The organism is Duganella paludis (assembly GCF_054461335.1).
Genome location: NZ_CM136922.1, coordinates 6,648,739 through 6,670,546 on the forward strand (window position 1 = coordinate 6,648,739; position 21,808 = coordinate 6,670,546).

Sequence of the window (21,808 nt, forward strand, 5' to 3'; positions counted from 1 at the left end):
GGAGCCGAACATGGCCGTCATCGTACCTGGACCGCGCGTCATCACGCTCGGCAACGCCCCCATCGCCCAAACCGGCGCCGGCGGTCAATGGGCTACCGCCTGGTCCCAGACCGGCGTTACTGCCGTGCAGAAAGCTGACGCGAGCAATGCAGCCGAAGCCTGGACCGCCGTGAAATACACGGACCTGCTGTCCACCACCCTGGCCGGCGGCGATATTTCCAAGGGCGATCTCGGCGTCAGTGGCCAATCGGCGGCCACCAGCAGCGTCAAGCAGGAAATCGACGGCAAGGAAGCCTTGCGCTTCAACCTGGCCGAGGCGGCGCAGGCCGTCACGCTTAATCTATCTTCGTTTTTCGCCGCCGACGATGGAAGTGCTTACGCCGAGGGCGCACGCGTGCGCGTGTTCGACGGCGCCGGCAACCTCGTCGGCGAGACCTTCGTCACCGCCAACAGCCTGGACGGCAACCAGCTAGTCCAATTGAATTCGGCGCAAGCCTTCCGCTCGGTCGAGATCAGCGCCGGCGCCCGCAAGGCCGACGGCAGTTTCTCCTTTGGCGCCTACAGCAACAGCGACGGCAGCTTCGGCAGCGAGATCTACACCGCCGGCACCAAACACGGCAGCGACTTCCTGCTGGACGGCGTCAGCTTCACGCTGGCCCGCCCGGCGGCGACGGCCGACAGCTACGTGCTCGATGAAGACGCAGCGCTGACCAATTTCGCCAGCGTGCTGGCCAACGACACCGATCCCAACGGCACGCCCCTGAGCGCGGTGCTGGAAACCGGTCCGGCCCACGGCACACTCACCTTCAACGCCGACGGCAACTTCAGCTACCAGGCCGAAGCCAACTACAACGGCGCCGATTCCTTCACCTACCGCGCCAGCAACGGCAAGGACTTCTCCGACGCCACCACCGTCAACCTGAAGATCAACGCCGTCAACGACGCGCCCGTCGCGCGCAACGACAGCGCCAGCACCAGCGAAGACACGGTCGTCACCGGCAATGTGCTGAGCGGCAGCAGCGGCGGCCTCGATACCGACATCGACGGCGATGCGCTGGCGCTCGTCACCACCGGGGCCTTCACCACCACGCTGGGCGCCAGCGTCACGCTCAATGCCAACGGCAACTACAGCTACGACCCGACCGGCTCCAGCGTGCTGCAAGCCATGGGCGAAGGCGCCACCCGCATCGACGGTTTCGACTACACCGTGTCGGACGGCCATGGCGGCACCAGCACCGCGCACGTGGCGGTGACCGTGCAAGGCCGCGAGGACGGCGCCGGCACCGTTCTGCTGCCAAGCGTGGAACCAGGCACCGAGCTGACCTACTACATGCGCTACACCGCCTCCAGCGGCGCCAGTGAGTGGGTGGAGATCGATGCCGTCACACTCGGCATGTCCTCCGGAATCACTACCGGCAAAGGCGGCACGCTGCTGGGGAAAGCGGTACCGGACGATGTCGTACTGAGCCTCGGCGGCGGCAAGGCCGTGGGCGACCTGACCGCGCGCCTGCTGAGCGGGACCACCGTCACCAGCGTGGAGATCGAGGCCTATGCCGGCGGCGGCAAGGGCAAGATGCTGGTGCAGGAGTACAAATTCACCGATGCGCTGGTCACTTCGGCCCAGACTGGGATGGGCGCCGATGGCGGCACGGGCAGCACGCTGGCCTTTACCTACCGCGCCCTGGACCAGGTCCTGACGCCCTTCGGCAAGGATGGCCGGCCCGCCACGGCGCAAGAATTCAGCTGGGACGTCCCGGCAGGCGATGCCAAAATCGACAGCAACGAAAAGGTCGATCCGGGCGCCGACGCCGTGGTCGGCGACGCGGTGACGGGCAGCGATCCGGCGCTTGAATACTACATCCACATTGACGGCCTGGCCGGCTGGATACCGCTGAACGAATTCAACTTCGGTTATACCGCCGACAGCACCTATCTCAAGGACGGCTTCCCCACGCCCGGCAAGCCGGTCGCCTCGGAATTGACGCTAGGCCTGGGCAACAGCGAAGTGCTGACCACCCTGCTCAAGAACGAGTTGGCCAGCAAGGGCGGCACCATCCAGGTGGAGGCCTACGGCCGCGTGGGGCAGGATGGCGAGCGCAAGCTGGTGGACGAATACTTCTTCAATAAGGCCTACACCACCGAGCTCGACAGTAGCGGCGACGGCAACACGCTCAACGTCCTCTACAACAGTTTCACGCACTCCCACCTCGCCTACGACCTCAACGGCAAGACCGACAAGACGCAGTCCACCGCCATCGGTTACGACTTTGTCGCACACAAGAACCTCCCGGCGTCCGGCACCAACGCGGAAGCGCTGGACGGTCACCTCAGCTCCTCCTTGCCACCAGGCGCCGAGCTGACCTACTACATGCGCTACACCGACAACGGCGTCAGCAAGTGGATGGAGATCGACGGCTTCACCTTCGGCGTCGACGCCCCGGTGACCGCGCTCAAAGGCGTATCGCAGACCGGCGAGCCGGTGGCGCAAGCCTTTACCATGGAACTGGGCAGCGGCAAGGCCATGACCGACTTCAACGCCCGCCTGCTGAGCGGCACAACCATCAGCAACATCGAAATCGAAGCCTACTCCAACGGCTTCGACGGTCCTCAGCTGCGGCAAGAGTTCCGCTTCACCGAAGCCCTGATCACGTCGGTGCAAACCAGCGCGGACAACGGCGCCACCAGCAACACGCTGGGCTTTGTCTACCGCACGGTGGACCAGGCCATCATTCCCGTCAGGGACGATGGCAAGCCTATGACGGCCATCAAGGTCGGCTGGGACTTCCAAAACAACACCGCCACCCTGCCGAGCAACGCCGCCGTCGATCCCGGCGCGGATGTCGACACCACCGCACTGGCGCCGATCGACAACACGAGCACACCGCTCGACTACTACATCCACATCGACGGCGTGGACGGCTGGGTCGAACTAAGCAGCTTCATGCTGGGCTACACGGCGGAAAGTTCGTCCACCAAGGGCAGCCCATCGGCCGGCAGGCCGCTTGCCAGCGAAGTGACGTTGGAATTGGGCCTGAGCCAGGCCTTGAACACCCTGCTCAAGAACGAGTTCACCGGCGCCAGCACCACCATCCAGGTCGAGGCCTATCTTCCGGGCGACAAATCCACCACGGCCAAGCTGGTCGACGAGTACATCTTCACCCGCGCCGTCGCCAGCGAGGTACACAGCAGCACTTACGCCAACAACGACGTCAGCCTGGCTTACGCCGGGTTCACCCATTCGCACCTGGTGTACCAAACGAACGGCAAGCTCGACACCGCCAATTCCAGCAGCGTCGGCTTTGACTTCGGCGCAAACACCAAGCTCAGCGTGCCGACCGCCATCGCCGAGGCCACCAAAGCGCCGCAGCAAACGGTGCCGGAAAATTCCGACCTGACGTACTACATGCGCTACACCGATGGCGGCACCAGCAAGTGGCTGGAGATCGACGGCTTCTCCTTTGGCGTGGATGCGGAGGTCGGCATCGCCAAGAGCGTTGGCATGGTCGTCAAGAGCCTGGCGCCGGAGACGTTTGCCGTCCAGCTCGGCACAGGCAAGGCGCTGGCCGACTTCACGCTCAATCTGCTGACCGGCAGCGACATCGGCACCATCGAGATCGAAGCCCGCACGCGCGGCTTTGACACCGAGCTGGTGGTTCAGGAATACAAACTGACCAAAGCTTACGTTACCGGGGTGGAAACGGCTGCGGGTGCGGACGGCTCCACCGGCAATACGCTCAGCTTCACCTACGGCACGGTGGACCATGCTGTGTCGACGATCGGCCTCGACGGCAAGCTCACCAAGACCGTCGGCGCCGGCTACGACTTTGAGAGAGAGACGACGAATCTCCCGTCCCAGGCGCAGGTCGATCCCGGCCCCGACGCCACGCCCGATGCGCTGGCGCCGCAATTCTCCACCGGCGCGCCGCTGGAATACTACATCCATGTCAATGGCGTGGCGGGCTGGGTGGCGCTGAGTAGCTTCAGCCTGGACTATGCGGCCAACACCAAGATTGTGAGCGGCTCCGGTGCACTCATCGGCAAGGCGACGCATTCGGCGTTGACGGTGGAGTTGGGGTTGAACCAGGTGCTGACGACGCTGATGAAGAACGAGGTGGCGGGCACGGCGTTCAATGTCCAGGTGGAGGCTTATTCGCATTCGGGCGGCGACGAACGCCGGTTGGTGGACGAGTACATTTTCAGCACGGTGTACACCACCGGTGTCGACAGCGACGGCGGCGCCAACGAGGTCAGCCTGACGTACGATGCGTTCACGCACAAGCACCTTGCTTACGACAGCAAAGGCAGGGTCGATACGGCGAACTCGACCGGCGTCGGCTATGATTTCGCGCACGTCAAGGTGATCGGCGTGCCGGATGCCAGCCCCGACTTGTTCCCTTGATGAGCCTGGGCTAGGTATCTACCTAGCCCAACGCCTCCCGCAGCAGGCTCGGCACCAACCCCGTCCAGCGCTTGAATGAGCGGCGGAAGTTGGTGGCGTCATGGAAGCCCAGGTATTGCGCCACCTTCTCGTTGTCATACCCGCGCAGATGAAACAACTGCATCGCCACATGCGCGCGCACCTGGTCCAGCTCGGCCTGAAAATGGCTGCCATGCCGCGCCAGATGCCGCTTCAGCGTCGCCGGGCTGATGCCGAACGCCGCCGCGCTGCCCTCCAGCGTCGGCCCCAGGCGGATATTCTCCAGCAGATAATCATACAAGGCCGCCAGCACCCCCGGCGTCAGCGCCTGCGCATCGGCCGCCACACCCTGCATCGCCACCGAGGCCGCCATGGCATTCCCGCGCGGCCACGGCCGATCCAGCCACACCGCATCGATCAGCATCGCATCCAGATGGCAATTGAAGCGCAGCTCGCTGCCCAGATGCACCTCATGCTGCTCGACGTGCGCCGGTGCGCTGCGGTTGATGCAAAAGCGCCACGGCAAACGCTCGCCACCCAGCCAGCGGCACATGGCCGTCACCGCCGTCATGTGCATTTCCACCAGCGCCGGCAACTGGCTCGGCGCACCGAAACTGTCGGTCCAGTACAGCACCGCCTGGCCGCCCTCTTCCACCAGGCGCGGCGTCATCAAGGGACACAGCCGCGCATGCCCCGCGCACAGGATCTCCAGCGCCTGCCGCAGATTCTGCGCCTGCAGCAGCGCATGGCTGAGCGCGCCGTAGTGCCCCGGCAGCATCTGCTGGCCAAGCATGAAGCTGGTATCCGGACTATCGAGCGCGCGCATCACGTTCGACAGCAGTTCCAGATATTCACCCGGCGTCAGCACGCAATCGGCGGACGGTATCTGCCAGTGGCGCAGCCCCGTGCCGCGCAGCAGCTGGTCGCCATCGCGCTCCAGCTCGCGGCTGCAGGCGTAGTCCAGCACCAGCGCCGGCTGGTGCTGCGCCGGGATGAAGCGCTCGCCGATCTGGCGATAAGCGATCACGCCGCCATCCCGGCCGCCTTGGCCTCGGCTTGCAGTCCCAGCTCCCGGCTCAACTGCGCCAACAGCACATCGGGTGCGGCGTCGGCTGCGGCGCTGGCGTGGCGCAGGCTGATTTCGACGCGATCATCCTTGGCGTGGTGACGCATCTGCCCGACCATCGACGACAGATGCCGCGCCATCGCCTCGGCCTCGGCCGGGCTGGCGCCCGGCAGCAATAGCGCAAAGCGGTCGCCGGCGTAGCGGCACAACAAGTCGTCGTTGCGCAGGTTCAGCAGCAGCATATGGCCGACCGCCTGCAATACCCGGTCCCCCTCGCGCTGGCCGAACTGGCGGTTGATCGCGTGGAAGCCATCGATATCGAGCAGCACCAGCGCGCACGGCTGTCCCGGCCGGTGCGATTGCTCGTGGCGGATCTGGCGGCGCAGGTAATCGGCGTTGGCCAGCTGCGTGATGCGGTCAAAGGCGCGGTGGTCGCGGAACAGCCGCTCGCGCTTTTGCAAATGCTCGTTGAGGCGGAACTGCTCATGGCGCCAGTAATACATGCCGCAAGTCAGGCAAAGCATACCCAGCGGCACCAGCGCCTCCAGCCAATGGCCCCAGCGCGTGGTCTTGCCGATGACGAAAAACTCGTCGAGGCAATCGGCGAACGAACCGATCATGATCATGGCGAGGCCCCCGGCCAGCAGGCGCGTCACCAGGCCGCCCGGCCGGCTACTCAATGTAAACAGTACCCAACTGCCCGCCATCACGGCGGTGCCGCCTTCACTGATGATGTCGGTCCACTTCCACATGGCGAATGGCTTCGGCATGCCCAGCGTCGCATACAGGAACAGGCAGCCCACTAATGCAAGGCCGGAAACGATCAGGGTAAGGCGATGTAGTTGCAGCATGGTGATATGAGCGGACGTGGTGGGTGCGGCCGGAGCTTAGCCTGCGTTTGTGACCCTGGTGTGACAAACGACCACATTGGCAAATATCCAACACTAGCGGGCGGACAGGTGCAAACAGCTCACCGCTTCGCCGTGATCGCCGATAATGCGTCGCCCGCGCCTGCCGCGCGGGTGCAGGCCACAGGTCATTCAAGCTCATCAGGAGCAGGCAAGCGCCGTTTCAGGGCCGCAGTGCGAACAGCTGTCATGCAAGTGAAATATTGGCTACCTATCATCCGCACCGTTCTCTCCACTATCGACGGTAACCAATGAAAACCACTGCACACAAGAATTCGACTCCCCGCTTGTCCGCGCTGACCATCGGCGTGCTGGCCATGCTGGCTGGCCATAGCGCGGCCCATGCCCAGAGCGCATCGCAAGCCGATGCCGGCAACAGCGCCGCCGCCCTGGCCGCCAGCGCCAACAGCGTGATCGTGGCCGGCCAGCGCTCCAGCATGCGCAACGCCATCGCCGCCCAGGAGAAAGCCGACAACATCGTCAGCGTCATCAGCAGCGACGACATCGGCGGCCTGCCGGACAAGAACGCCGCCGAAGCCCTGGCCCGTCTGCCGGGCGTGTCCGTGCAGCGCGACCAGGGTGAAGGCCGCTACGTCAGCGTGCGCGGCCTGGGTCCGGACCTGAACGCCGTCACCATCAACGGCGCGCTGGTGCCGTCGCCGGAGTCGGGCCGCCGCGCCGTGGCGCTGGACGTGCTGCCGGCCGGCCTGATCCGCTCGCTGGAAGTAAGCAAGACCCTGACGCCGGACCGCGACGCCAACTCGCTGGGCGGCACCGTGGAAGTCAAGACGCTGACCGGCTTCGACCTGCCTGGCAAGCTGCTGTCCGGCACCGTCGGCGCCAGCCGCGACCAGAACATCGGCAAGACCAGCCCGAGCGCCAGCGTGCTGTTCGCCGACCGTTTCATGGACGGCAAGCTGGGTGTGGCCGGCGGCCTGAGCTTCGAGAAACGCGAATTCGGCTCGGACAACACCGAAACCGGCGGCGCCTGGGACAACGGCAAGCTGGCCGGCCTGGAACTGCGCGACTACCTGCCGACCCGAGAACGCCGCGCCGCCGCGCTGAATCTGGACTACCATCCGGACAACGCCAGCAAATACTTCCTGCGCAGCTTCATCAGCGACTTCAGCGACGACGAAGTGCGCGACCGCCTGACCATCAGCAACATCAGCACCGGCGCCATCGCACCGGGCGAGACGGCCAGCGCGCGCGGCGAGCGCCGCCTGCGCCAGCGCAAATACACGCAAACCATCAAGTCCGTGGTGCTGGGCACCGAACACAAATGGGACCAGTGGAAGCTCGACCTGAACGGCGGCGCCAGCCGTTCCACCGATGACGCGCCGGAATCGATCAACGATGCCCGCTTCCGTGGCAGCAAGGACTTCGCCGGGGTCGGCTATACCGGCACCGAAGTGCCGCGCCTGACCGGCCCGGAAGCGCTGTACAACGCCGCCAACTACAAGCTCAACTCCATCGCGTTGAAGCAAGGCTACGCCAAGGACAAGGAAAACCACCTGCAGTTCGACCTGGCCCGCAAGTTTGAACTGGGCGAAGGCAGCTCGACGCTGAAGTTCGGCGCCAAGACCAGCCGCCGCGAGAAAAACAACGACACCGAAGCCTGGTCCTACAGCAGCAAGCAAATCGGCAGCGCCAGCACGGCGATGACCGACTACGTCACCGCCGACCAGCTGGACTACAAGCTGGGCCGCATCGGCAACGCCATCAACCCGGCCGCGATCCGCACGCTGGTGGCCGGCCTGAGCCGCGCCAATGCCCGCGTGCTGGTCGATTCGACCATCGACGACTTCCGCCTGAAGGAAGACATCGACGCCGGCTACGTGCAGAATAGCTTCGACCTCGACACCTGGCACGTGCTGGCCGGCGTGCGCGCCGAACGCACCCGCTTCGACGCCGCAGGTTCGCGCGTGGACGAGGAAGCGGAAACCATCAGCGCCGTCAAGCGCAACCGTTCCTACACCAACTGGCTGCCATCGCTGCAAACCCGCTACGACCTGGACGCCAAGACCAGCGTGCGTGCGGCTTGGACCCATTCGGTGGTGCGCGCCAACTTCGACCAACTGGCGCCGGGCATCAGCCAGGCCAGCGAGACCGAAGCCACCATCGGCAACCCGGACCTGGCGGCGTTGAAGTCGACCAACATCGACCTCGGCATCGAACGCATCCTGGCCGACGACGGCGCGGTATCGGCCTACCTGTTCCACAAGGACATCAAGAACTTCACCTACACCACCAACCTGGCCGGCAGCGGCCAGTGGGCCGACTACACCTCGGCCATCACTTACGCCAATGGCGACAAGGCCAGCGTGAAAGGGATCGAACTTTCCTACACCCAGGCGCTGCGCATGCTGCCGGCGCCGTTCAACAACCTGATCTTCGGCGCCAATGGCAGTCTGACCCGCTCGGACGCCAACGTGGCCCGCTACGACACCGACGCCAAGCGCATGCGGTCGCGCAGCATCCACCTGCCGGGCCAGTCGGACCGCGTGATGAACCTAATGCTGGGCTACGAGCAAGGCCCACTGAGTACCCGCGTGGCGGTCAACTACAAGTCGTCCTATCTGCTGGAAATGGGTGACGACATACTCGACGCCGGCCAGGACCGCATCGTCGATGCGCAGAAGCAGGTCGACTTCTCGGCGTCGTACCAGCTGAGCAAACGGGTGCAGCTGAACTTTGAAGCGGCCAACCTGAACAACGAAAAGTATTACGTCTACCTGGGCGGCAAGGCCTACAACGCGCAGTACGAACAGTACGGCCGCACCTATAAACTTAGCCTGAAAGTCAGCCTGTTCTAATGAAAATCTTCAACACGATCTTATTCGGCGCGCTGGTTTCCTGCGGCGTGCTGGCCCAGGCTGCCGCTCCTTCCGCTGCTGCGGTCCGTCCAGGCCTGGCCGCCAAGGCCAGCGAACTGGCCGCGCTGCCGGACGGCGGCTGGCTCAGCGTCGACAAGCAAGGCCTGCATCTGCTGGACGCCGCCGGCAAGGAGCGCTCCCTACTGAAAATGCGGGCCAAGCATATGGACCTGCGTCCACAAGGCAACGGCGCACTGGCGGTGGTGCTGGATGCCAATGCAGAGCATGTGCTGCCGGTGCAGGTGGACTTCCAGGCCGGCACGCTGACGGCGCAGAAGCCCTTCCCGGCGCCGCCGTTCGGCATCGAAGCGGTGTGCATGTACCGCGACGCGCAGCAGATCGACCACCTGTTCGTGGCCGGCAAGGATGGCCAGGCCGAGCAATGGCTGACAGCCGGCGAGCAACGCAAGCAGGTCCGCAAACTAGCGCTGCCGCCACACACCAAGCATTGCCGCGTCGACGATGCTGCCCAGCAGTTGCTGGTCGATGAAGGCCTGGTCGGCCTGTGGGCCTACAACGCCGAGGCCGAAGGCGTGCCCGAGCGCAAACTGCTGAAGCGCGGCGTCACCGCCAAGAAGGGCGAAGTCGTCGTGCTACCGTGGAAGGCTGCGGCTGCTCCGGCTGCATCGGCCAAGGTCATCGTGCAAGCACGCGGCCAGACCGAACCGGTGGCGCGCACCGGCGACGCCGCCGACGATCCGGCGATCTGGCGCAATCCGGCCGATCCAGCCGGCGCGCGCATCCTCGGCACCAACAAGAAGCAAGGCTTGCTGGTCTACAACCTGGACGGCAAGGAACTGCAATTGCTGGAAGTGGGACGCCTGAACAACGTCGACGTGCGCCAGGAGGTGACCGTGGGCGGCCGCAAGCTGGACGTGGCCGTCGCCACCCAGCGCGACGACAACAGCGTCATGCTGTTCACCATCGACGCCGAAGGCGTGGTGACGCCGGCCGGTGCCTTCGCTACCGGGCTGGAGAACATCTACGGCATGTGCCTGTACCGTCCGGCGGACGGCGGGCTGGAAGCCTTCATCAATGACAAGGATGGCAGCTTCCTGCAATATCGGGTGGAAGCAGAAGGCGGCGCCATGACCGGCAAGCTGCTGCGCCGTTTCAAGGTCGGTTCGCAACCGGAAGGCTGCGTGGTGGACGACCGCAACGAGCGGCTGTTCCTTGGCGAGGAAAAGCGCGGGGTGTGGACGGTGTCGGCGCGCGGCAACGCCCCGGCCACGCTCAGCATGGTGGTCCCGGTCGGCAAGCAACTGGTGGCCGATGTCGAAGGCATGGGCTTGTACCATGGCGACAAGGCGGACTACCTTGTGGTCTCCAGCCAGGGCGACAACAGCTATCTGGTGCTGGACGCCAAGGCGCCGTACAAGGTGCGCGGCAGCTTCCGGGTGGGTTACAACGTGGAAGCCGGGATCGACGGCACGTCGGAAACGGACGGGCTGGAAGTCAGCTCGGCCAACTTCGGCGGCGTGTACGGCAAAGGCATGCTGGTCATCCAGGACGGCTACAAACGCCTGCCCGACGGCCCGCAGAACTTCAAATACGTGGCCTGGGAAGACATAGCGAAGGCGCTGAAGCTCGACTGACGGGATTGAAGTCGCTCCACACTTAATGTAACTTGTTGCGGTCCTGGGGTGTTCAATGCACAATGTCGGGATGACAAACTCGACAATAATCCGTCAGGCAGTTTTGCTTGCCTGTGCGTTGGCCGCGATACCGGCCAGCGCACAGTCGTACAAGCCCGACTACTTCACCCAATTCCAGGCCGGCACGGCCATGGATATGGTGACCCGCCTGCCGGGTTTTGTGTTCGACGGAGGCAACCCCTCGCGCGGGGCTGCCGGCAACGTCCTCATCAACGGCAAGCGCCCCGCCTCCAAGACCGAGGCGCTGTCCGACGTGCTGGGCCGCATCCCTGTCGGCGCCGTGGAACGCATCGAAGTCATCAACGGCGGCGCCAACGGCATCGATATGCAAGGCTTCCCCACCGTCGCCAACCTGATGCTCAAGGAAATGGACCTGGTCTCGGCCAGCACCACCGCCTCCAGCATCATGATGCCGGACGGCACCCTGGAGCCTTCGCTGGAAAGCAACTACAGCCTGAAACGTGGCGATAAAAGCATCAACGTCGCGCTGGCCTGGCGGCGCTCGCCCGATACCGGCCAGGGCGAAGGCCACCGCACCACCGTCTACGGCAACGCCACCCCGACCGCCGATGTCGCGCTCGAAGGCGCCGGCATGTCGGAAAACAAGTCGGCCAAGCTCAATTACAGCCAGGCCCTGCTGGGCGGCCAGATCAACTATAACGCCGCCTACAATCCCTCGGCCTACCAGTCGCAGATGCGTCTCGACGCCGGCACCCAGTCCTGGAACGGCAACGATAACGAAAACCACACGCTCGAACAGGGCATCACCTACACGCGCGACCTGGCCAACGGCGCCAGCATGGATCTGAAAGCGCTGTATCGCAGCGGCGAGAACAACGCCGACTGGTCCGAGACCAAGGCCGGCAACACCGCGCATTCGCTGACCATCAGCTCCGCCAGCGAACACATCCTCGCCGGCCAACTGAGCTGGCAAGCCCTGGACGACGTGGTGATACGCGGCGGCATCGAGCGCGCCGTCAATACCAACGACAGCAGCAATACCTGGGTGGCCAACCCGCAGGCCACGCCATCGCCCGGCGTCAGCGCCTGGGTGCAGGAATCGCGTGTGGAAGGACAGCTGTCGTCCAACTGGCGCATCGACCAATCACTCACCGCCGAAGCCGGCGTGAAAATCTCCCACGCCAGCCTGAGCACCAGCGCCGGTCAGGGCGAAGGCACGGAAAACACCTATCCCAAGCCACGCCTGCGCCTGTCCCTGTCGCCCTCGCCCGCTTTGCAGCTGCGCCTGCGCATGGAGCGCGAAGTCAGCCAGCTGAACTTCGGCGACAACGCCGCCTATTTCGGCATGGCCGACAAAACCCTGCGCGCCGACTTGCCGGACCTGGTGCCGGCCAAGACCTGGCTGTGCGAAGGCGCCGTCGAGTACCGCTTCCTGGAACGCGGCGCGGCCATACTCAGCTACACGCAAGCGCACATCAGCGACGTGATCGACCGCATGCCGATCCGCACCGCCTCCGCCACCTACGACACGGCCGGCAATATCGGCGACGCCAGCACCGACAGCGTCACCGGCATGCTGAACCTGCCGACCGACAGCCTGGCGCTGCCGCAGGGACTGCTCAAGCTGTCGACCACCTGGCGTTCGTCCTCGGTCACCGATCCGGTCACGCAAGCCACGCGCCGGCTCTCCGGCGAACAGGCGCTGGGGTGGCGGGTCGAGTTCTCGCAGGACTTGCCGCAGCAGCGCGCGGCATGGGGCTTCTCGGTCGACAACGGCTGGAACAACGACAACTGGCAAGTGGCCGAGCGCGACACCAGCAGCGGCAGCGGCTGGGCGCGCGCCTTCGTCAACTACCGCCCGGCCTCGAACCTGATGGTCACGCTGGAATTGAACAACCTGGCCAGCCGCGTCACCACCTACGACCGCGTACACTTCGCCAGCAACGACCGCATCTCGGGCGGCGTCGACTTCATGGAACACAACGTCACCCGCACCCAACCATTCGCCATGCTGCGCGTGCGCCGCGATTGGTAATCATTTTGTTGTACTCATGCAAAAATAGTGCTTTTCAGAATTAGTTGACACTTTAATCTGATAGTATGCAGATCACATTGTTAACTTTCAGCATAGGATTTGCACATGCGCAGTATGCAACAAGGGAACGGCCACGAAACCGTTCTTGAAGACGGCAAGCCCATCGTCACGACCACTGACCTGAAGGGCCGTCTCACCTACGTCAATTCCACCTTCACCGCAGCGAGCGGCTATGCCGACGAGGAATTGGCGGGACGCCTGCAAAACTCCCTCTACCATTCAGACATGCCGCCCGAAGTCGATGCCGACATGTGGCGCACCGTGCTGTCGGGCGAACCATGGCGCGGGCTGGTCAAGTACAGCGGCAAGGATGGCGGCTTCTTCTGGTGCATCGCCAACGCGACGCCGGTGATCGAAGGCGGCCAGACCACCGGCTTCATGTCGGTCTGCACCAAGCCCAAGCGCGAACAAATCGAACAGGCGCAACAACTCTACCGCAGCATCAAGGGCGGCAATCCGGACGGCATCCGCATCGTGCGCGGCGCGGCGGCGCCCCGTGGCTTGAAGAAGTTCACCAACAAGCTGCGCGACATCACGCTGGCGCAGCGCCTGACCGTGTGCTTCGGCGGCATCGTGCTGCTGGCGCTGTCCATGGCCAGTCATGCCCTGCTGCCTTATTCCGAAAGCGCGCTGCACGTGCAGGCGCTGCTGATGGTGGTGCTGGCCGTGTACAGCTGGATCAATCTGCACCGCGCCATCGTCGCGCCGATCCAGGCCAGCATCAACGCCGCGCGCATCCTGGCCGGCGGCGACCTGACCACCCGCATGGCGGTCGATCGTCATGATGAACTGGGCCAACTGCAAGCGTTTGTGCGCCAGCTGAACCTGAACCTGGCGTCGATCCTGGTCGATATCCGCAGCAACTTCAGCCTGACCCGCAGCACCACCACGCAGGTGCGCGCTGCCAATGCCGATCTGTCGGCGCGCACGGAGGCGCAGGCGTCCAGCCTGGAGCAAACCTCGGCGCACATGGGCCAGATCACCGGCACCGTCAGCCAGACCGCCGACAACGTCAACACCGCCAGCGGCGTCGCCAGCGAAGCGACCGCGCTGGCCGAGCGCACCGGCGTGGCCGTCACGCAGGTGGTGGCGGCGATGAACGACATCAGCCAGTCCTCGCGCCAGATCGTCGACATCATCAGCCTGATCGACGGCGTCGCCTTCCAGACCAATATCCTCTCGCTCAACGCGGCGGTGGAAGCGGCGCGCGCCGGCGAGAGCGGACGCGGTTTCGCCGTGGTCGCCAGCGAAGTGCGCAGCCTGGCCCAGCGCAGCGCGGCGGCGGCCAAGGAGATCAAGAGTCTGATCGATACCTCGGCCGGCAAGATCGAAATCGGCGCCGGCATGGCCAGTGCGGCCGGCAAGGACATGGCAGCGGTGATCGCCGCCATCGGCCGCGTGGCGTCCATCATGGGCGACATCAGCGGCTCGACGCGCGAGCAAAGCAGTGGCGTGAATCAGGTGCAGGACGCCATCATGCAGCTGGATGAAGTGACGCGCCAGAACGCGCAAATGGTGGAGGAAGCATCGGCCGCCACAGGCGTGCTGGACATGCAGACTCAAGCCGTGGCGCGGGCGCTGGAAGTGTTCAAACTGCCGCCACAGGGCGGCAAGTCCGGCAAGACCGGCAAAGCCAGCTTGGTGCCATCGACGTCTCGCGCAGTGCAGACGGCGCACAACGAGCCTGCGCGGGCACGCCGGGCCTGATCGCCATGCGCCGCGCAGCCCTGCTCCTGCTGCTGTCGCTGCTCGGCCTGCAAGCCACGTTCGCCTTCGGCCAGGCCGACATGAACGTGGCCAGCTACAACCTGCGCCTGGACACTCCGAACGATGGTCAGAACGTCTGGGCGGCACGGCGCGACGCGGTGCGTGCACTGGTGCGCTATCACGACTTCGATGTGTGGGGCACGCAGGAAGCACGCGCCAATCAGCTGGACGACCTGGACGCGCTGAGCGAATACGCGCACATCGGCGCCGGCCGCGACGACGGCTTGCGCGGCGGCGAACACTCGGCCATCTTCTACAAGCGCGAGCGCTTTGCGCTGGAAGGCCACGGTGATTTCTGGCTAAGCGCCACGCCGGACCGCCCATCCATGGGCTGGGACGCGCGCTGCTGCAAACGCGTTGCAAGCTGGGCGCGTCTGCGCGACACGGCCGGCGGCCAGTCCTTCGTGATCCTGAACGCTCATTTCGACCATGAAGGCGTGGTGGCGCGGCGTGAATCGGCGCGCTTGATGGTGGCGCGCGGGCGCGCGCTGGCCGGAGCACTGCCGCTCATTTTGATGGGCGACTTCAATAGCACGCCGGACAGCGAGGCTTATGCCACCGTGAGTGCGGCGTTGACCGACGCGCGCAACATCAGCCGCACGCCGCCCTACGGCCCGCTGGCGACCTTCAATGGCTTCGACATCAGCAGGCCGGCCAGTGAGCGCATCGACTACATCTTTCTCAGTCCGCAGTGGCAGGTGCTGCGCCATGCTGTGCTGACGGATTCTGTCGATGCGCGCTACCCTTCGGATCACTATCCCGTTGTGGCGCGCTTGCGCCTGCCGGCGATTCAGCCCGCCGCGCGGCCTGACTAGATTTCAGCCCCAGCGGCTGGCCGTGAACCAGCCGGCCGTGGCCGCCGCAGCGGTTAGGAACGCGCCCCAGGCGATATCGGCCAGCGTCAGGCCCAGCGGCCACACTTTGAGGATGGAATAATTGGTCAGGTCATAGGTGCCGTAGGCGATCAGGCCGAGCACCGCGCCATGCAGTGCCGCTGTCTGCCAGCTCTCCGCACGCAGGCCGGGCGCGACCGCCAGGAACACGGTGCCGGCCGCATACAGCAGATAAAACGCGGCGGCAGACGTCATGCGCGGCTGGCTCAACATCAAATCCCCCAGCGCGGCTTTATAGGCCGGCGCCATGTACAGGCCGATCCACAAAGCATCCAACGCCAGCATCGATAGCAGCACGCCGCCATATGCAAGCAGCCATTGCTGCACGCTAAGTGCCTGAACTGACGCGGATGTAAGCATGAAAGATCCTCTGGGGGAATAAGGTAATGCCTATCTTAGCCGATTCCGCCTCAATCCCATGCGCGCGCCTGCGAGCGGTGCGCCGTCCAGGTAAAGCCAACGCCGACGGACAAGCCGCTGTTCTGGCGGAACAAAGGACTCTCGCGGTTGGCGGCACCGGTGTAATTGTCGTAGCGGGTAAAACCGAACACGCGCCAATCCGGCGACAGGCGGCGGGACAGGCTCACGCCGAGGCGCGTCATCATCAAACCGCCCTTGGCCTCATAGGCCGGGCGCGCGGCGGTGGCGTACTGCGGTTCGACGCCATAGAAGTATTGGTGCAGTCGTGCATTGCCGAACACTACTCCAAGATTGGCGTCGGCCTGCCACTTGCCGCTTGTGTCGGCGGTTTCCGCCACCAGGCGCGGTTCGAACACCAGGCCTTGGCGACGAAAGCCATTCCGAAGCTCGACCGGCACGCGCAGCGGCAGCTCCAGTCGCAAACGGCTGGTAGCACTCGGCTCGGCCAGAAGCACCTTCAGTCGCGGACCGAACTCCAGCAGCGAATTCAGATCCGGCATGCCGGCGCGCGCCGCCACGTCGCCGGAGCGGGCCGGCAATGACAGCGCAAAGCCGAGATCGAGCTCAACGCGCTCCGTATTGATCAAGCGCGCACCAATGCCGGAACGGTCGGCGCGCAGCACCTTGCCGCGATATATCACCATCGGCAGCACCAAGGCGCGCGTAGACCGATCCTCGGCCCCCGGATAAGCCGGCGTCGAAGCGGCGCCACCGAACAGGCCAATCTCCCATAGCGGCAGATCCGGCGCCTGTTGCGCAGCCGCCGGCGCCATCACGGCCATGCAGACGACCGTCAATGCCCGACGCATACGACCCAAGCAAATCTTCCTGACTGCATTAGAACCCCTCATATGAAAATCGACCTATGAGTATAGACCGGAATTCAGGGTCAGCTCTGTCATTCGGACATTGCGGAACTTTCTAATCGGGGAAAAGTTCCCCAATGTCCAAATGACAGAGCTGACCCCGAAGTTAGGGGACTTCCCAGCCGCCGGCCAGGGCTTTGTAGACGGCGACGAGCGAGGTGGCGGCGCCGGTTTGCGATTGGGCCAGGCGGTCGCGCGCGCTGAGGAGTTCGCGTTCGGCATCCAGTACCGTCAGGAAGTCGGTGGAGCCGACGGCGAAGCGTTCGCGGGCGATGATGGCGGCTTGCTCCGATGAGCGCGCTGATTCGAACAGCAGCTCCGTCTGCCGCTGCGTGCGCGTGTAACTTGCCAGTGCGCCTTCGGTTTCTTCCAGCGCACCCAGCACGGCCCGCTCGTAGGCGATCAGGACCGCTTCGTTACGGGCGTCGGCGGCGGCGATTTGGGCGCGGATGCGGCCGAAGTCCAGCAGGTTCCAGGTCAATTGCGCGCCCAGGTTGTAGACGTAGGAGGCGCCTTTGCCCAGGTCGCTAAATTGCAGCGAGTTCTGGCCCAGCGTGCCGCCCAGCGTCAGTTGCGGGAACAAGGCACTGCGGGCGACGCCGACTTGCGCCGCCGCCGCTGCCGCCTGCGCTTCCGCCAGCTGGACGTCGGGCCGTCGCCGCAGCATGGCCGAGGGCGAGCCGATGCCGCCGAGGGCGACCGATTTCAGGCCGGGCAAGGGCTGCACCGGCGTCAGTTCCGCGTCCAGCGCGGTCGGCTGTTGGCCGCACAGCACCGCCAGGCGGTAGCGGGTGCGGATCAGTGCCGCTTCCAGCGCGGGGATGTTGGCCGCCGTCGACGTGACCAGCGCGCGGGCGCGTTCGGTGTCCAGCGCGGTGCCACGGCCGACGTCGAAGCGGGCGTCGACCAATTCCAGCGCTGCCTTCTGCGTGTCCAGCGAGGCGACCGCTACCCGCAGTTGCTCCTGCAGGCCGCGCAGTTCGAAGTAGTTACGCGCGACTTCTGCGCTGATGCTGACTTGCGTGGCCCGCACGCCCGCAGCGCCGGCCAGCACGTTGGCTTGTGCGGCTCGGCGAGCATCGCCCAGGCGGCCGAACAGGTCGGCTTCCCAGGCAACGTCGAATCCCACCGCGTATTGGTTGTTGGTGCTTTGCACGCCGAGGTCGTTGGTGCCGCGCACCCGCGATACGCCGGCGTTGACGCCGACGTTGGGCAGCAGGTTGGCGTCGGCGAAGCGGTTGAGCGCGCGCGCTTCGCGCAGGCTGGCGGCGGCGCTGCGCACGTCGGTGTTGGCTTGCAGGGCGCGCTGGACCAGCGAGTCCAGCAGCGGGTCGTTGAAGGCGTGCCAGAATTCGCTGACCGGTTCGGTCGTCGCCGCATCCGGCGCGTTGGCGAAGCCTGCGGCCAGTTCGGGCTGGTAGAGCTTGAGCGGCGGCGCGCTGGAGCAGCCGCCAAGCGCCAGCGCGACGGTCAGGGCGATGACGCCAACGCCGACGCGGCCAGGAACGGTGACACCAACACTTCGGCGGGCGCGGCCGCTAGTGTCAGCGCGGGCCACGACATGCGGGAGGAACTTGCGGTGCGTACTCATACGTCCTCCTTCTTGCGCGGCGGCTCGGCATCGTCGATGCCGGCGTGGAATGGGTGGGCGGCGGCGTCGATCTGGTGCCGCAGTTCGGCCGCGTGCGCGCGACGCTTCTCGGTACCTTTGCGCAGCAGGCTGTAGAACACCGGCGTGAGGAAGATGCCGAACAGCGTGACGCCCACCATGCCCGAGAACACGGCAATGCCCATCGCCCGCCGCATTTCGCTGCCGGCACCGCTGCCCAGAATCAGCGGTATCACGCCGGCGCAGAAAGCGATCGACGTCATCAAAATCGGACGCAAGCGCAGCCGACAGGCGGTGATCACGGCGTCCATCATCGGTTGCCCCTGCTCTTCCAGTTCCTTGGCAAACTCGACGATCAGAATCGCGTTCTTGCACGCCAGGCCAACCAGCACCACCAGCGCCACCTGCGTGAACAAATTCAGGTCCCCGCTCTGCGCAAACGGCGGGAAGTGCGAGAGCCAGACGCCAAACAGCGCCGACAAGATACACATCGGCACGATCATGATGATGGCCAGCGGCAGGCTCCAGCTTTCATACTGCGCCGTCAGCACCAGCACCACCAGCACCACGGACAGGAACAGCACCGCCGCCAGCGTCGGAATCTTGACGTTGATGCCGGGCAGCGTGATGTCGCGCGTCAGCCGGTCCTGATAGGTCAGGTCGGTCCATTCATACGACATGCCACGCGGCAGCTGCTTGACCAGCCTTTCGATCTCCGCCTCGGCCTGGCCGCTGGAGAAGCCCGGCTTGGCCGCGCCGTTGACGTCGGCCGAAGGGAAGCCGTTGTAGCGAGTCACCCGCGTCGGGCCGAAGGTCGGCTGCACCTGCATCACCGAGCCGAGCGGCACCATCTGCCCGGCCCCGTTGCGGGTTTCCAGGTTGGTGATGCTTTCGGCGCGCGCGCGGAACGGCGCGTCGGCCTGCACCACCACCTGGTAGGTTTTGCCGAAGCGCGTGAAGTCGTTGACGTACAGCGAGCCGAGATTGATTTGCAGCGTGTCGTAGATTTCCTGCAGCGGCAGGCCCATCTGCTTGGCCTTGGTGCGGTCCACATCGGCAAACAGTTGCGGCACGTTGATGTCGTAGTTGGAATACGGCGTGCCGATGCCAGACTTGGGATTGCCGTAGATCGGCCCCAGCACGCCGCCCCACACCGCGCCGTACAGCGCCTGCTCGCCCTGCCCGCTGCGGTCCTGCACCTGCAACTTGAAGCCGCCGGCGTTGCCGAGGCCGTCCACTGCCGGCGGCGGTACCACGAACATGCGCGCGCCCTGGATCGCTTGGATCGCGCCATTGACCTTGCCGAGGATCGCATCCTTGGACAAGTCGCCCGAGGTGCGCTTTTCAAACGGCGCCAGGCCGAAGAAGACAATGCCCTCGTTCGGCGACGACGAGAAGCCGGCGATCGACAGCCCAGGGAAGGCAATCGAGTCGACGATGCCTGGCACTTTCAAGGCGATATCGCTCATGTCGCGAATCACTTTCTCGGTCCGGTCCAGCGAGGAGCCGGCCGGCAGTTGCGCGATGCCGATCAGGTATTGCTTGTCTGGCGCCGGCACGAAGCCGCTGGGGATGCGCGTGAACAGCAGGCCGGTCAGCAGCAACAGGATGCCGTAGACGATCAGCGCCAGCGATTTACGATGCAGCAGCCCGGTCACGCCGCGTCCATAAGCCGCGCTGCGGCGCTGGAACATGCAGTTAAACCAGTGGAAGAACTTGCCGAACAGCTTGTCCATCACCAGCATGATCTTGTCCTTGGGCGCATCGTGCGGCCGCAGCAGCAAGGCCGCCAGCGCCGGCGACAAGGTCAGCGAGTTGAAGGCCGAGATCACCGTCGAGATGGCAATGGTGGCGGCGAACTGCTTGTAGAACTGCCCCGACAGCCCCGGCACAAAGGTCAGCGGAATGAACACCGCGCACAGCACCAGCGCAATGGCGATGATCGGTCCGCTCACTTCGCGCATGGCGCGTACCGTGGCATCGTGCGGCGTCAGCCCGTCGGCGATGTTGCGCTCGACGTTCTCGACCACCACGATGGCGTCATCGACCACGATGCCGATCGCCAGCACCAGCCCGAATAGCGTCAGCGTGTTGATCGAGTAACCCAGCACCAGCAACATCGCAAACGTGCCGACAATCGACACCGGCACCGCCAGCAACGGAATCACCGAAGCGCGCCAGGTTTGCAGGAAGATGATCACCACCAGCACCACCAGCAACACGGCCTCGATCAGTGTGTGCACCACTTTCTCGATCGATGTCTGCACGAAGCGGGTCGGATCGTAGACGATGTCGTAATCCACGCCCTTGGGGAAATTCTTCTTGGCGATTTCCATGGTCGCCCGCACGTCGTTCGACAGCTTGAGCGCGTTCGAGCCCGGCGACTGGAAGATGGCGATGGCGGCCGCTTCCTTGTTGTTGAGCAAGCTGCGCAGCGAATAGGAGTTGGCGCTGATATCGACCCGCCCGATGTCCTTGATCCGCACCAGCGCGCCGGTCTTCGGATCGCTGCGGATGATGATGTTGGCGAAGTCTTCTTCTTTGATCAGCCGGCCCTGCGCGTTGACCTGCAGCTGGAAGTCGGTGTCGTTGGGCGCCGGCGGCGAGCCGACCACGCCGGCCGCCACCTGCGCGTTCTGCTCGCGGATGGCGGTCACCACGTCGCCGGCCGTCATGTTGCGGGCGGCCAATTGGCGCGGGTTGATCCAGATGCGCATCGCATAGTCGCCCGAGCCGAACAGCAGCACCGAGCCCATGCCGGGCACGCGCAGCAGATCGTCGCGCACGTTCAGCGAGGCGTAGTTGCGCAGGTAGAGCGCGTCGTGGCTGTTGTCCGGCGAGACCATGTGCACCACCATGGTCAGGTTGGGCGACTGCTTCTCGGTCGTCACGCCGATCTGGCGCACGATCTCGGGCAGGCGCGGCAGCGCGCGGTTGATGCGGTTCTGCACCGCCGTTTCGGCCTGTTCGGGCACGGTGCCGATCTTGAAGGTGACGGTCAGGGTCATGCTGCCGTCGGCCGTGGCCTGGCTTTCGAAGTACAGCATGCCTTCCAGGCCGTTGATCTGTTCCTCTAGCGGCGCGGCCACGGTTTCCGAAATCACCCGTGGATTGGCGCCGGGGAACTGTGCGCGCACCACGATCTGCGGCGGCGCCACTTCCGGATACTCGGCGATCGGCAGCTGGAAGATGGCCAGCAACCCCACCATGAAGATGAAGATCGATAAAACGGTGGCAAAGCGCGGCCGGTCGATGAAAAATCGCGAGATATCCAT

12 protein-coding genes are annotated in these 21,808 nt (G+C 64.9%); 6 read left to right on the forward strand and 6 right to left on the reverse strand.

The window, feature by feature from the left end; translation table 11 throughout:
- The first annotated feature begins 10 nt into the window (after positions 1-10).
- On the forward strand, positions 11-4,399 hold the full coding sequence (locus tag ACXZ1M_RS29240; protein ID WP_459051099.1) for a type VI secretion system tube protein Hcp: 4,389 nt from the start codon (positions 11-13) through the stop codon (positions 4,397-4,399).
- A 22-nt stretch (positions 4,400-4,421) separates the two neighbouring features.
- Here ACXZ1M_RS29240 and ACXZ1M_RS29245 read toward each other — a convergent pair whose 3' ends face one another.
- Both ACXZ1M_RS29245 and ACXZ1M_RS29250 read right to left on the reverse strand, forming a co-directional pair.
- The gene (locus tag ACXZ1M_RS29245) at positions 4,422-5,444 is read right to left on the reverse strand and encodes an AraC family transcriptional regulator (protein WP_459051100.1); all 1,023 of its coding nucleotides are present in this window, start codon (positions 5,442-5,444) and stop codon (positions 4,422-4,424) included.
- Complete coding sequence (locus ACXZ1M_RS29250) at positions 5,441-6,334, reverse strand: GGDEF domain-containing protein (RefSeq protein ID WP_459051101.1); 894 nt, start codon at positions 6,332-6,334, stop codon at positions 5,441-5,443. Before ACXZ1M_RS29250 ends, ACXZ1M_RS29245 begins: the two co-directional genes overlap by 4 nt.
- A gap of 308 nt (positions 6,335-6,642) precedes the next feature.
- Between ACXZ1M_RS29250 and ACXZ1M_RS29255 the strand changes: the two genes are divergently transcribed.
- From ACXZ1M_RS29255 to ACXZ1M_RS29275, 5 genes are all read left to right on the forward strand, one after another.
- The gene (locus ACXZ1M_RS29255; RefSeq protein WP_459051102.1) at positions 6,643-9,207 is read left to right on the forward strand and encodes a TonB-dependent receptor; all 2,565 of its coding nucleotides are present in this window, start codon (positions 6,643-6,645) and stop codon (positions 9,205-9,207) included.
- On the forward strand, positions 9,207-10,862 hold the full coding sequence (locus tag ACXZ1M_RS29260; protein WP_459051103.1) for a phytase: 1,656 nt from the start codon (positions 9,207-9,209) through the stop codon (positions 10,860-10,862). The genes ACXZ1M_RS29255 and ACXZ1M_RS29260 overlap by 1 nt, the downstream gene beginning before the upstream one ends.
- 118 nt (positions 10,863-10,980) lie before the next feature.
- Positions 10,981-12,918: a TonB-dependent receptor gene (locus ACXZ1M_RS29265; RefSeq protein ID WP_459051104.1), complete on the forward strand. Its 1,938-nt coding sequence runs from the start codon at positions 10,981-10,983 to the stop codon at positions 12,916-12,918.
- Between the two features lie 105 nt (positions 12,919-13,023).
- Positions 13,024-14,685 (forward strand): methyl-accepting chemotaxis protein, encoded by a 1,662-nt coding sequence (locus ACXZ1M_RS29270; RefSeq protein WP_459051105.1) that lies wholly within the window; start codon positions 13,024-13,026, stop codon positions 14,683-14,685.
- A 5-nt stretch (positions 14,686-14,690) separates the two neighbouring features.
- Complete coding sequence (locus ACXZ1M_RS29275; protein ID WP_459051106.1) at positions 14,691-15,560, forward strand: endonuclease/exonuclease/phosphatase family protein; 870 nt, start codon at positions 14,691-14,693, stop codon at positions 15,558-15,560.
- A gap of 3 nt (positions 15,561-15,563) precedes the next feature.
- Here ACXZ1M_RS29275 and ACXZ1M_RS29280 read toward each other — a convergent pair whose 3' ends face one another.
- The 4 genes from ACXZ1M_RS29280 to ACXZ1M_RS29295 all read right to left on the reverse strand — a co-directional run bounded on the left by ACXZ1M_RS29280 (position 15,564) and on the right by ACXZ1M_RS29295 (position 21,808).
- Positions 15,564-15,998 carry a DUF2177 family protein gene (locus ACXZ1M_RS29280; RefSeq protein ID WP_459051107.1) on the reverse strand — a complete coding sequence of 145 codons (435 nt, stop codon included), beginning with the start codon at positions 15,996-15,998 and terminating at the stop codon, positions 15,564-15,566.
- 50 nt (positions 15,999-16,048) lie between these two features.
- A complete protein-coding gene (locus tag ACXZ1M_RS29285) occupies positions 16,049-16,867 on the reverse strand; it encodes a MipA/OmpV family protein (protein WP_459051108.1) in 819 nt (272 codons plus the stop codon).
- Between the two features lie 163 nt (positions 16,868-17,030).
- Complete coding sequence (locus ACXZ1M_RS29290) at positions 17,031-18,515, reverse strand: efflux transporter outer membrane subunit (protein ID WP_459051109.1); 1,485 nt, start codon at positions 18,513-18,515, stop codon at positions 17,031-17,033.
- A complete protein-coding gene (locus ACXZ1M_RS29295) occupies positions 18,512-21,808 on the reverse strand; it encodes an efflux RND transporter permease subunit (protein ID WP_459051110.1) in 3,297 nt (1,098 codons plus the stop codon). The genes ACXZ1M_RS29290 and ACXZ1M_RS29295 overlap by 4 nt, the downstream gene beginning before the upstream one ends.

What these genes read in the sequence shown, in the direction of transcription:
- ACXZ1M_RS29240 (WP_459051099.1), top strand. Translation starts at nt 11, where the DNA reads ATGGCCGTCATCGTACCTGGACCGCGCGTCATCACGCTCGGCAACGCC.
- ACXZ1M_RS29250 (WP_459051101.1), bottom strand. Translation starts at nt 6,334, where the DNA reads ATGCTGCAACTACATCGCCTTACCCTGATCGTTTCCGGCCTTGCATTA.
- ACXZ1M_RS29255 (WP_459051102.1), top strand. Translation starts at nt 6,643, where the DNA reads ATGAAAACCACTGCACACAAGAATTCGACTCCCCGCTTGTCCGCGCTG.
- ACXZ1M_RS29260 (WP_459051103.1), top strand. Translation starts at nt 9,207, where the DNA reads ATGAAAATCTTCAACACGATCTTATTCGGCGCGCTGGTTTCCTGCGGC.
- ACXZ1M_RS29270 (WP_459051105.1), top strand. Translation starts at nt 13,024, where the DNA reads ATGCGCAGTATGCAACAAGGGAACGGCCACGAAACCGTTCTTGAAGAC.
- ACXZ1M_RS29275 (WP_459051106.1), top strand. Translation starts at nt 14,691, where the DNA reads ATGCGCCGCGCAGCCCTGCTCCTGCTGCTGTCGCTGCTCGGCCTGCAA.
- ACXZ1M_RS29280 (WP_459051107.1), bottom strand. Translation starts at nt 15,998, where the DNA reads ATGCTTACATCCGCGTCAGTTCAGGCACTTAGCGTGCAGCAATGGCTG.
- ACXZ1M_RS29285 (WP_459051108.1), bottom strand. Translation starts at nt 16,867, where the DNA reads ATGCGTCGGGCATTGACGGTCGTCTGCATGGCCGTGATGGCGCCGGCG.
- ACXZ1M_RS29290 (WP_459051109.1), bottom strand. Translation starts at nt 18,515, where the DNA reads ATGAGTACGCACCGCAAGTTCCTCCCGCATGTCGTGGCCCGCGCTGAC.
- ACXZ1M_RS29295 (WP_459051110.1), bottom strand. Translation starts at nt 21,808, where the DNA reads ATGGATATCTCGCGATTTTTCATCGACCGGCCGCGCTTTGCCACCGTT.